The organism is Aquimarina sp. AD10 (assembly GCF_003443715.1).
In the GTDB taxonomy this organism is placed as follows: domain Bacteria; phylum Bacteroidota; class Bacteroidia; order Flavobacteriales; family Flavobacteriaceae; genus Aquimarina; species Aquimarina aggregata.
In genome coordinates this window covers 4,727,537-4,740,212 of record NZ_CP031965.1, presented here as the reverse complement: position 1 = coordinate 4,740,212, position 12,676 = coordinate 4,727,537, and the positions used below count along the sequence as shown (strand labels likewise).

Below are 12,676 nucleotides of genomic sequence, written 5' to 3'. Positions count from 1 at the left end.
TTGATAATATCCCTCTATTTTTTAAACCATATATAGTTTTAACTATAAACCTCCTAATAGATTATCATATAATCTAAAAAAAGGAACATACAAGTGTATCCCAAACCAACAAATAATAAATCTACGGTGATTAGTATCAACTCAGGTGTAATTCAAAATTCTAAATTCAAGGATAATATGTTTAGTGCGTTAAAAAATACACAACCGTAACTAAAAGCAGCAATAAGACGAACATAATCAATCCTTCAGAAGGTGTTTATCCAGAATCTATGTAGTTGTTTCAAAGGTGACTCCTATTCGACAAATTAATGACTCTAAAATGATAAATTAACATAATAATACTATCAAAAACAGTCATATTCAAAAAAAAGATATAGTTGTTTTTAGTTTAAATAAATCATCTCCTTAAAAAAATCGAAAAAATAGGGTAACATCTTTTAACATTAGGACACTAAAACATCTCGGACAAACAAAATATATCATAGGATAAATCAATCTTATTATTAAGCTTTTTAGTATCAAAACTTAAAATATAGTAATCATAAATAATCAAATAACATGAAAAAAATAATCAAATGTACGTTAGCCTTTTTAGTTATGAATTCCTTTTCTTACGGACAATGGAATCCTAATGGCGATAATACTACTTCTGGAAATATTAGAGCGACAAACCCTAACAATACTGCTGCATCAAACTCACTTTCTTGGTATAACAATATTGCCCGTTTACGAGTAGGCGGTGTAGGGATAGGAGCAAGTAATGGATTTGATTTTCAGGGACCTGGAGATACAAGCCTTTTTAGAATAATGGGGAATGGAAATATTGGTATTGGTACAACAAGCCCAGGCACTTGGAAACTTAACGTTAAAGGACATGTGAACATAGGAGGAGATGGAAATTACAGATTGCGTACTAGACATGTCGATGGAAAATCCTCTACTAGTGACGTTATAGATGACCTATACCTTAACTATAATTCAGGAAAAAATGTATATGTAGGGTATGGAGATAATGCCCATTCAAATTTTTATGTGTTTGGCCGGATTAGGAATGGAGGTGCTGACTTTCAACTAGGAGTGCATGACGGTAGAGATCAAGGAACTAAAACAAGTAACAGAGCTTTAGTTCATTATATAAATGATGAGTTACATTTAAATTACGATAGTGACTTCGAAGGGGGGACTTTTATCGGTGGGCCAAAGGTCATTATGGATAACGTAGGTATTGGCACCAGGAATCCAGACCCTAATTACAAACTATCCGTTAACGGTAAAGTAAGAGCCAAAGAGATTGTTGTAGAGGCCAATTGGGCAGATTATGTGTTTCAAGAAAACTATCAACTTCCAACTCTAGAGGAGGTGGCAATCTTTATCAAAGAAAATTATCATTTACCAGATGTTCCTTCTCAGCAAGAGATCGAAAAAGAAGGTGTAGCCGTGGGAGACATGCAACGTATACACATGCAAAAAATAGAAGAGCTTACTCTTTATATCCTTCAGCAAGAAAAGAGAATAAAAGAGTTAGAAGTACAAAATGCAAAGATCGAAGCATTAGAACAAAAACTGGAACTCTTACTAGAAAGAAAATAGCCAATAGAACATGTATTATCATACGTCAAATTAAAAGCTATGAAAGCAAAAATAATAAGAATAAATAATTTATTCATGCAAAATATGGGCTCAAAAGTTAAATACAGTTGTTTCCTATTAATGTTTGTCTCGCTATTCACTTTTGGCCAAACAGCGACTAAGACCGTTACTTTAAACTATACCCAGCGACAAGGAGCTACCTTAGACTGCTTTTTTAACCCGTGCAGGCATAGCTTAAGTCAGGCAGATGAGACCCTATTTGATGATGCGGCGGGGGCTCCCGTGAGGTCTCCAAAATATAAAAATGCGCGATACCGCTTTGATCATCCCGATTTTAAGAATAAAGACATTACAAAGATCGTTTTAGAACTTCGTATTAGTAAAACTAATATCCCTGGTAATACTATAAACAACGTACAATCTGGCTTTGGGATATCCGTACCATTGGCAGCTTGTAACACATCAGTTCCCTGGACACCCCGTGCAGATGCTAAAGCCCTTTATCTCTGTAACAACTCAGGAAATCCAATCCATGAGAATGGGGTTGGCACTAATAGTAGTAGTCCAGAAACTGTAAGTTTGATTTTATACGATAAAGGAGCTTCCGGTTTTCCAAGTGAAACATTGCAACATTTTAACCAAGAAGGCAACTCTTTTACCTTAGCTTTTTTTCCATTACGTGGATGGGTAAAGATCCACCAAATAAAAACCAAAGTAACCTATGAAGGAGAACTCCCTGCTGTCCCTGAGATAACATCTCATACAAGTACGACCAATAGTGTAAGACTTAATTGGAGCAATAGCATAGGAGCAACGAGTTATGAGGTCTTTACATGCACGGGCACTAAATTAGGTACGACCTCTAGTACAAGTTACACGATAACGGAACTAGCCTCAGGAACTAATTATTGCTACAAGGTTAGAGCGCTGAATAGTTTAGGGGCTTCTGGTTTCTCCTCAGATTTTGAGGTAGAAACGGAAGTTGTGCCTACCCCTAGCACTCCTACATTAAGTGTTAACGCCATTGGAATTGACTGGGTTGGTTTTACCATGGGTCAGAGTACTAATGCAACAAAATATCAGGTATATGATTGTAATGGAAATGAGATAGCTGAATATGAAAGTTCAGGAAACTTCACATTCCAGATAACCGAATTAGCCCCAGATACTAACTATTGTTATAAAGCTAGAGCAGCAAATAACGGTGGTGTTTCTTCTTTTTCCGAAGACCTTTCGGTTAGAACGGAAGTCGCACCTATTCCGACTGTTCCAGATTTATATGGCAGCCAACGCCAAGTGGACTATATCAGAATATTTTTCAACCCTAGTGATAACGCAACGGAATATGAGGTATTTGGTTGCGAGGGTAATTTCATTGGTACGACCACCTCGACTTCGTATAAAATTACGGGCTTAGATCCTGATACGCGCTATTGTTTCAAGGTCAGAGCTAAAAACAAATATCTTGTTAGTGATTTTTCGCAAAACCTTATGACGTCAACTCAAGAAGCACCGGTGCCTGAGACTCCGATTATAACTAATCATTCTACCTCGCAAACACAAATTTCCATATATTGGAATGAAGTTGCAGATGCAACTGGGTACAAGGTCCGAATGAGGCGTTCAGACGGAACAGGTATTACATCTCCTGTTTCCAATACATTTCATACAGTGCGCTTTTTAGAGCCTGAAACTAAATATACTTTTTGGGTGCAGGCCATTGGTCAGTATGGGGAATCAAACTATAGCGCTGCTAAAATCATTTATACCAGTCCGAAGGATTGTACTCATGATTCTTTGTTACTGCAAAATGTCACAGAAACCTCAGTCAAAGAATATAGAGTAAACAATAATATTGAGGTAGTAGGAAGTACATTTAAGGCTGGTAGTAATACGAACGCCCGGGCCAGAAGACAAATTATAATAAGGACAGGCACCCGTGTTGAAGAGGGCTCGCGAACAGTTTTCACAATAAAACCATGTACTTCGAATAGACAAACAAATTCTAAGTCAGATACGACCATAGCCGACATAAAAGAAGAGCTTATTGAATCCGACTCATTCATTGGGCATATGGATCTATATCCAAACCCTTCAAAAAATGAATTTACAGTGATCGGTATCGATTGGGGTAAAGTAAAAAACTCACAAGTGCGAATCTATAATATGATGGGGGCTTTGCAAATGCAAAAGACCATTCATAAAGCTAGCAATAGTGTAAATATAGAGCACTTATCAGAAGGTATTTATATAGTATATATAAGTGATGCTAAAGGAAAAAATTATTCAAAAAAATTAGTTGTGAGAAAGTAATTGAACTTTAGTTCATCATTTTTTTTCCGTATTGAATTGTATCAATTCTTTATAATTATCATACAGCAGTCCATTAAAATAGGCTGCTGTTTTTTTTATGTGATATAATGATACAACTGTCATATGAGTTCCCTGGGCTACTAAATTCCAATCTCCTTGAACCGTTTTTAAAAATAATCCATCAAGACTAATAAAATAAGTACTAGACCAAGGCTAAAATCGAATGAACACAATTTTAGACTTGATCTAGTGTATTGGTTTTTTATTTTATTTATTGCACTAAGGCTTTAAAAACCTTTCTTTTGATTCCTTTATTTAACTCTAGTAGATATATTCCTTTTGGAAAACCTTTCGTTGAAATTTTTGAGGTAGTTAAAATACCTTTTTTCACTATTTGACCAGATAAATTATATAAGGCATACCTCACATTCTCAACACCAGTAAACACTGTTAAATTATTTATCTCCAAAGAACCTTCATACGCTATAATTTCTAACTCTTCATTATTTACATTCTTAGCAAGTGTTGCACTTGTTGAAGCGTTAACTAGAGGAGCAACCGAACTAGCCCCAGGGTTGCTACCTGAGCATAGCGCTCTAAATACAAAATCATAACTAGTAGCTCCTTGTAAACTTTTTATCGTTATTGTAGAACTTCCTTCTGGGGCTGCTGCGTAACTAACTGCTCCAGAATTTATATTTCCCCCAAAAGTACCTTGCACGAAAGCCCTTAACTCAAATCTTCTAAGGTCATTACTCGAATTATCAAATGAAAACGTAATCGAATTTGTAGTCGAGCTAATCGCTTTTAACCCGGTAGGTGCATCATTGCAATCTAATGTTACTGGCACGGCGGTATTCAACTTAAATTCTGCTCGATCAAAATTAAATAAGAATCCTGCTCCCCCAGTATATGTAAAACGAATTTTTTGAGTCCCTGCTACCAAATCTAAATTTGCAGTGATTGAAGTATCATAGGTATGCCATGCATTATTAACAGGAACCATTAGGGTGGCCTTGTTTACTCCCCCGACAGAAACTACAACATTACCTCCTACTCCATTTGAAGAAGTAAAAACATCTAACGTATAAGTTCCTTTTTTATCAACATTAATATCATATTCGGTATAATTATTATTTTTTATAAACCCTAGGTTTTGTCCTCCTCCAGGTGTGTTTTCTGCTCTTACTTCTCCATTTTTAGCAACAAAATTTTCTACCTGAATAGTTCCCGGAATTACAATACCTATTGGATTTGGTGGTGTTCCTGAACAATCATCTATACCTCCTATACCCAAAGGTAGTGTGTTTGTCCCTAGACACATATCTACTATATTATTGGCAATAATATTTGGATTAGTTTTATTTGAAGCTGTCGTAGTGACTTCAGAAAGACTAGAAGAAGCTACTCCCGGAATATATTGATTATTGCCATTTCCCTTTAAAGGAGCTTTTACCTGCTTAATATTTGTACTTGTGTTCGTACGATAAAATATAGAGTTATTTAATGTAACTCTTGAAGGCACTGTACCTTGCCAAAACATGATGTCATTAGCCACAGTTCTATTTCTAGGTTCATTTTTATAAAAAGTACAGTTATTAAATGACCCTGATTCAGGTATTTTTTGTAAAAAGACGGCTCCTTGCTGCGGTGCATCTACAACATTAAGAAATTTAGTGTTTGCAAAAGTACAGTTGTCAAATTCAAAATTATTAATCAATCTAACATTAGCTTGTCCTACTTCATTATTATTAAACACAGAGTTGGTTAACTTCATTTTAGCACTATTGCCATGAAAAACAATACATCCTGCAAAAAAAGCTCTTTCAAAGTTACTTACGCCTGCATAGTTATTATATGTATTATCTTTAAACTCACAATTATCAATAACTAGAGCCGGTTCATTGGTAGGATAACCTGGTGAAGATCCAAAAACTGGAGCTATAAATACCTCCATTACGGATACTTTCACATTTGCAGAATTTCTAACAAAACTAGTTCCATAGATTTCAAGAGGCTTTGTGGTTCTATCTACTCGCAAAGCGCCAGCACCTTCTACTACATTCATATAACCAGTAGTTGATTTGTATCCATTAGATAAATTAGAATCAAAAGAACTATTAATGATAGTAAGTCTTTCGATTGAAGTCGCTCCTATGGCTCCTCCTGTAACCGCTTGATTGTTTTTGAAACTACAACCAAATACCTCTACAGTACTTTTGTTATTAATTCTAATTGCTGCACCATTCTGGTTTTCACCTATACCATTAAAATGCGATACTTTATTATTAACAAATTGGCAATTTCTTACTCTTAAAGATCCAAAAAATGACGCTGCTTGCGCCACTTCTATGGCACCACCGCCAGAACGAAAGATATTTTTAAGATTTGCCTGGGAGACTCCTTTAAAGTTAGCATTTGTTAACGTTGCATCTTGAATTACTAATCTAACACTACCCCTAACCAAAAAAAGACTAGTATTATTTTGACCATCAAATGTGATGTTCTTACCTTGAATTACAATTGTTCTTACTTTATCTCTATTTTGGTATGATGGATTAAGATGAATAACATTATTAAAATTAATAGTGGTTGGAGTCGTAGCATTGAAACGAAGAATTCCACCATTATTATCAAGAAGGTTTTTTAGTGCTGTTTCCAGATTACTAAAAGTTGGGTCAATTACTATTTGGTCTATATTAGCGTTTACATTAACTGGCACCGCATCGGGCATTTGTGAGGGATTATTTGGATTCCTACCATAAGTTTCCCATAATGTATTGGCTGCTTGTCTACGAGACTCTACTGTTTGTGCTGAGGCAAAATTAGTGCATAACAACACTAATAAGGCAATAATAGATACTTTGTGTTTCATAGTAAATTAAGAGTTTAGTTTTAAGAATAAACGTAAGAAATACGTTTTTATGCTGAATACCTAATTTAGATTTGGTAAATAGGCATACTTATTCTTTTTTTAACCTAATTAAACATTTTATAACACATTTTAAAGGCCTAAAATTGGACATAAAAATACCCCTGTTAGAGCTTTAACAGAGGTATTATATTTTTATACACTTGTTTTTATTGCTTGAACGACGTCGATGTTGGAATATCAGATTTCAAATGCTTTGCAAAAAAGCCCATCATACTTTTATACAATTCGATTCGGTTTTTCTCATGTCCAAACCCATGACCCTCATCGTATTTAACCATATACGGAACATCAAAACCTCTTCCTCTTAAATTGGCTACAATTTGATCTGATTCATTAATATTTACACGAGGATCGTTAGCTCCCTGCACAACAAAAAGAGGTTTAGTAATTTTATCTACATTTAATGCAGGTGAAACTTCTTTCATTATTTTTTGATCTTCTGGATCATTCTCATCATACCATTGTTCATATACTTGTGCCAGATAGGGTTTCCAGTAAGGAGGAAATGACTTAAAAAAGGTAAATAAGTTTGATACACCAACATAATCTACTCCACATTGGTATAAATCTGGTGTTTTCACCAAACTTCCTAAAGTAGCTAGTCCACCATAACTTCCGCCATAAATAGCGATATGATTTTCATCAATGAATCCCATAGATTTTACATATTTCACTCCATCTTCAAGGTCATCTAACATTTTTCTACCAATTTGTTTACTCCCCGCTAGAAAGAACTCTTTTCCGTAACCTCCTGAACCGCGATAGTTAATTTGTAAAGTTGCGTAGCCTCTGCTTGCAAAAAGCTGTGTTTCTGGATTAAACCCCCAATAATCTCTTGGACCATATGGGCCGCCGTGTGGATTCACAATCAAAGGAAGTTTTTTTCCTTTTTCGATTCCTTTTGGTATTGTTAGATAACCATATAATGTTAATCCATCTCTTGACTTAAATTTAATAGGTCGCATTTCTGCCATATCCTCTTCTTTTAATTGAGGCATTAAATTCATAATCTCTTTAAAACTATCTTTTTTTGTATCATACAGGTAATACATCCCATATAATTTGTCACTATCAACATAGAGTAAATACTTATCTTCTTCGTCTGTTTTACTAGCTATAGAAACATCTTTATCCCCAAACTTATCGTTTACTTTCTTGTATAACTTCTTAAATGTTTCACTAACTGGTATTGTAACACTTTTTTCTCCAGTATAATAGTAATAATCAGTTTCATAACCTCTTTTTCTAGAACGATTCATTCCTCCCACATCGAAAGTAGCATTGCTAAATACTTTTTTAAGTGTTTTTTTATTTTCTAGATCATACAAAATAATCTCATCTGTATTATTTTCTAAATTACTCATTACAAAAGCGTCGTGAGGATATGCCGTAGTATAATCAAATCCGATAATATAAAAATTGTCTTTCCAGGTTGTTGTAAGGATTTTTTCAAAAGGTTTTTCTTTAGCTACTTTATAATATAAACTATAATTCGTTCCGTTTTCTTGTTTACTATAAGCCCTTAAATTTCCGTCTTTATCAAAATTATATCCTGATATAGGGTTTTGCACATCTTTATTTTCGTACAGTTTTTTTAGCTCTCCAGTATTTATGTTTATTCTAAAAGGTTCAAATATCTGTGGATTATCCTTGTTCATAGTAATAATCATGAACTCGGGTTGTTCTTTTAAGGATTCTTGAATATTTACACGAACCCCTTTAAAAGGTGTAAGATCCTTTTGATTCGAACCATCTAAATCTGAAGCAAAAAGGTGATAATCTTCATTTCCACCTTGATCCATGACATAAATAAGACGATTATTGTTAGCCCAACCATAACCTCTGATAAGTTCTTCTTTTTCTTCAATGATTCTTTTTGTAACTTCTGTTTCTGTATTCTTAACATATATATGTCTTTTTCCATTAGTATCTTTTTCGCGATAAGAAAAGTACATCCCATCTGGTGAAAATTGAAAAGAAGATTGTTTCGGCCTTTCAAAATAATCTTGAACGGCGTACTTAAAATTTCCTTTTTCTTGATCTACCAAAGCTTTAAGTTGTTCTTTTGATGAAACTAGTGAGGGATTGCCAGGCAGTTTATCCTTTTTGTCTTGTGCTACACTACAATGTACACTTAGCACGACCAGTGCCGATAAAAAATACGTTTTCATGATTTGATGATTTTGTGAATTTATATTTATAAAACTGATTAAAATTCAATATGTTACAACACAAAAGAGATCATTTACTAAAATAATGCTTCCCAATTTTCAGAAACTTTAATAAAATAAAACCAAATAAATACTAGTGATACTATAAATTTTAAAAACGTTCCTGCCAAAAAACCTATGAATGATCCAAAGGCTGCTTTGAGTGCCTTTGATGTTTCACTACTATCTCTTATAAATTCTCCTAAAAAAGCACCAGCAAATGGCCCAATAATAATACCAAGTGGCCCCATGAATATGATACCGACAATTAATCCTAAAGAACTTCCGATCATACCATATTTAGTTCCTCCAAACTTTTTTGTACCCAATGCCGGAACTATGTAATCAAGTACCCAAACCAATATAGCAATTGCTAAAGTAACTCCTAAAAATGTCCAATTTTGAGGAACGGCATCTGTAAAATGTAAAATCAATAATCCAATCCAAGAAGTAAAAGGTCCAGGTAAAACTGGTAAAAAACTACCTATAATACCCAAAAGACAAAAGAGAAGACCTATAACTACTAAAGCAATATCCATACTTTTTTATTTATATGACGACAATGTTTCTGATTTGTTACGACAATATCATTTAACACGCCCAACCTATTCTTACTTAGATAAGAGTACACATATTATAGTTAAATTTAATTATTTTGTATAAGCTTACTGTTAAGCAAAGACTAATAAACTAACTATTGATTCAAAACTACCCCCAGAATTATGAAAACTCTTTTTACATCAGCGCTTGTCATGATGACATGCTTTATGTCTTTTTCTCAAAGTAGTTTCACTACAAAAAAATGCAAAAATTCAACTAATGAACGTGTAAGGAAAAACTGTGTCATCAAAGAAATTCAGAAGTATGTTAATGACAACTATGATATTACTGCAATTTCTTCAGATACCAAACCTGGAGCTAATCGTATTTATACACGTTTTAAGATTGATACTACAGGAGAAATTACCGACATACAGGCCAAAGCATCATCTTTTCCTTTAGAAATAGAAGCTATTAGAGTGTTAGCATCATTTCCTGATTTGATACCTATTGCAAATACAGATAATACACTTGAGTCTGAAGATATTTATACCCTACTTATCACTTTTGAGGTCAATAAAACCCAAATAGAAATTAACCCTACAGAGAAACAACTAACAGGCAATTAATAATACCTATCTGCACTCATACCAAAATATTTTCTTCATATTGATTACTTGTCTCGGGTTGTTGTTAGTTTTTAGACAAAATACAGCTTGTACCAATAACACACATCCCTAAAATTCATTGTTTTACATTTTTTTAACTAAATAATTAGTTTTAACTAAATATTTAGTTATATTTGTTTTTTAAATAAAACAATCACACTAAAAATCTTATTCTATAACTCTATCTAATTTACAGAGAAACGCTTGTTCGTTTCTTAGTTTAATAGTCTATAGAAGAATCAATTTATGAAACAACTTACAAAAGCCGAAGAAGAAGTAATGCAGTTATTATGGGAACTGGAAGAAGCAAATGTAGCGTCTATAATAGACAAAATGCCTAATCCAAAACCTGCATATAATACCATTTCTACAATAATTAGAATCTTAGAAAACAAAGCATTTGTCTCACATCGGAAAAAAGGTAAAGGGTATATCTATTTTCCTTTGATAAAAAAGGAAGATTATAGTAGTCAATCCCTTAACAAACTTATGAACGGTTACTTTAATGGTTCCTTTAGAAATATGGTTTCATTTTTTGTAAAAAAGAATGATATGGACATCAAAGATCTGGAACAAATTTTAAAAGAAATCGATAAAGAAAATTAAGTATTATGCCTCATTATCTTTTACAAACCTTGATTTTTCAAGTGCTATTTTTAGTGCTTTATGATATATTTCATAAAAAGGATACATTTTTTATATGGAATAGAATATACCTAACATTTACACCAATTCTATCCTTAATATTTCCTTTTATAAAAATTCAGGCGCTAAGTACACCTACTTCTCAAGTATATGTATCTAAACTAGAGAGAGTAATTAACACCTCTTCTGAAAGTCTTGTTGTTCTTGGTACCACTGGGCCAGAACAAAGTCCAACAAATTGGTGGTTAGTTTTATATTGTTTAGGTGTAATAGTGAGTCTGTTTCTACTTGTAATGAAGTTTTACAAACTGAATATTTTAACAAGTTTTTCTTTTAAATCTGTTCTCAAAAATCAAAAAATAGTAACGCTTCCTAATAGCAGCCAGGCTTTTTCTTTTTGGAATACGATTTATCTCGGAGATCAACTAAATGCAGAAGAGAAAAAACAAATTGTTACTCATGAAATTGTTCATGTAGAACAAAAACATTCGCTGGACCAGCTATTTTTTGAAATTTTAAAGGTAGTCTTATGGTGGAACCCAATGATTTATATCTATCAATCTAGAATTACAATTTTACATGAGTACTTGGCTGATGCCGCAGTGGTGTCTACTATAGAAAAAAGAAACTATATAGAACAATTATTAAACTCAGCTTTTCAAACTCAGGAAATTACATTTGTCAATCAATTTTTTAATAAGTCCCTAATCAAAAAACGAATATTTATGTTACAAAAATCCAAATCTAAAACTATTGCTAAATTTAAATACCTACTACTAGCACCCGTAATTATTGGCATACTGTCTTATACTTCTTCTATTGAAGCTTCAAGCACTATAACAAGAAGTAGTATTGAAAATTCAACAAATAACATTGATGAAAGCACTTCAAATTTCTTTGCTAGTGGAGAACCTATATGTCCTAATGAAAATTCTGAATACAACGGTAAACTAAATAATTACTTAAAATTGTACAACGGAAAAAGCTCAGAAGCCATTGTCGATATAGTTTCTACTGAAACTTCCAAAAAGGTAAGAACTGTATATATTACACAAAACACAACTCAGTTCGTAAGAAATATTCCAGAAGGAACATACAAGCTTAATGTGGTCTATGGTAAAGATTATGCTGAAAAGCAAATTGATGGTGAATGCAAAGCCTATTTCACAAACCAAATAGCTATAGAAACAAATCCGAATATTCTTGATTTTAAAATAGTCAAAACCAAAAAAAGAATCAACGTACCATCTTATTCTTTAAGTATTGATTTAAAAAATAAAAATCAAAAAAAGACTATCAATGAAGAAGCTACTTCATCCAAAAATGTTAAACCAAAAATTTCTAAAAAAATTATTGAACGTGAAGCCGAGCCAAAATGTCCTAATCAAAATGCACAATACGATACTAAAATAGATAACTATTTAAAAATTACAGCAGGTAAAGATGCTGATGTTATTCTTACTCTAACTTCATTAGAAAATCAAAAAGTCGTACGTACAATTCACGTTAAAACTAACCAAGTATATATTGCTAGAAACATTCCCGAGGGTACGTATGAATATAGTGTAATATATGGGGATGATTATGCTGAAAAAACTATTGATAATATCTGTATGGCCTATTTTAAAAACGTCAAAAAATCAGAAAAAGGAGTGCCTAAACTTGATTATAATACTGTAAGAACAAAAAAAGGTCTAAATGTACCTTCCTATAATCTAAAATTAGAGTACACTCCAGAAACTAAAAAATAATATTTAATTGAGAAAAAAGTAGTT

Annotated in this window: 8 protein-coding genes; 5 read left to right on the top strand and 3 right to left on the bottom strand. The window is 33.0% G+C overall.

Annotated elements, in window-relative coordinates:
- The first annotated feature begins 558 nt into the window (after positions 1-558).
- The gene (locus D1816_RS19655) at positions 559-1,590 is read left to right on the top strand and encodes a hypothetical protein (protein WP_147405133.1); all 1,032 of its coding nucleotides are present in this window, start codon (positions 559-561) and stop codon (positions 1,588-1,590) included.
- 39 nt (positions 1,591-1,629) lie between these two features.
- A complete protein-coding gene (locus D1816_RS19650) occupies positions 1,630-3,903 on the top strand; it encodes a fibronectin type III domain-containing protein (RefSeq protein ID WP_118505138.1) in 2,274 nt (757 codons plus the stop codon).
- Positions 3,904-4,174: 271 nt separating this feature from the next.
- Here D1816_RS19650 and D1816_RS19645 read toward each other — a convergent pair whose 3' ends face one another.
- From D1816_RS19645 to D1816_RS19635, 3 genes are all read right to left on the bottom strand, one after another.
- A complete protein-coding gene (locus tag D1816_RS19645) occupies positions 4,175-6,778 on the bottom strand; it encodes a T9SS type A sorting domain-containing protein (protein ID WP_118505136.1) in 2,604 nt (867 codons plus the stop codon).
- A 206-nt stretch (positions 6,779-6,984) separates the two neighbouring features.
- The gene (locus D1816_RS19640; protein WP_118505134.1) at positions 6,985-9,009 is read right to left on the bottom strand and encodes a S9 family peptidase; all 2,025 of its coding nucleotides are present in this window, start codon (positions 9,007-9,009) and stop codon (positions 6,985-6,987) included.
- A 77-nt stretch (positions 9,010-9,086) separates the two neighbouring features.
- Positions 9,087-9,587, bottom strand: coding sequence for a DUF456 domain-containing protein (locus D1816_RS19635; RefSeq protein WP_066313137.1), 501 nt, complete (start codon positions 9,585-9,587; stop codon positions 9,087-9,089).
- Positions 9,588-9,770: 183 nt separating this feature from the next.
- Here D1816_RS19635 and D1816_RS19630 point away from each other — a divergent pair, with 183 nt between their 5' ends.
- The 3 genes from D1816_RS19630 (at position 9,771) to D1816_RS19620 (ending at position 12,652) form a co-directional block, all read left to right on the top strand.
- Complete coding sequence (locus tag D1816_RS19630) at positions 9,771-10,217, top strand: hypothetical protein (RefSeq protein ID WP_147405134.1); 447 nt, start codon at positions 9,771-9,773, stop codon at positions 10,215-10,217.
- Between the two features lie 285 nt (positions 10,218-10,502).
- Positions 10,503-10,862, top strand: coding sequence for a BlaI/MecI/CopY family transcriptional regulator (locus tag D1816_RS19625; protein ID WP_118505130.1), 360 nt, complete (start codon positions 10,503-10,505; stop codon positions 10,860-10,862).
- 5 nt (positions 10,863-10,867) lie between these two features.
- Positions 10,868-12,652 carry a M56 family metallopeptidase gene (locus tag D1816_RS19620; protein ID WP_118505128.1) on the top strand — a complete coding sequence of 595 codons (1,785 nt, stop codon included), beginning with the start codon at positions 10,868-10,870 and terminating at the stop codon, positions 12,650-12,652.
- The last annotated feature ends 24 nt before the right edge of the window (positions 12,653-12,676 follow it).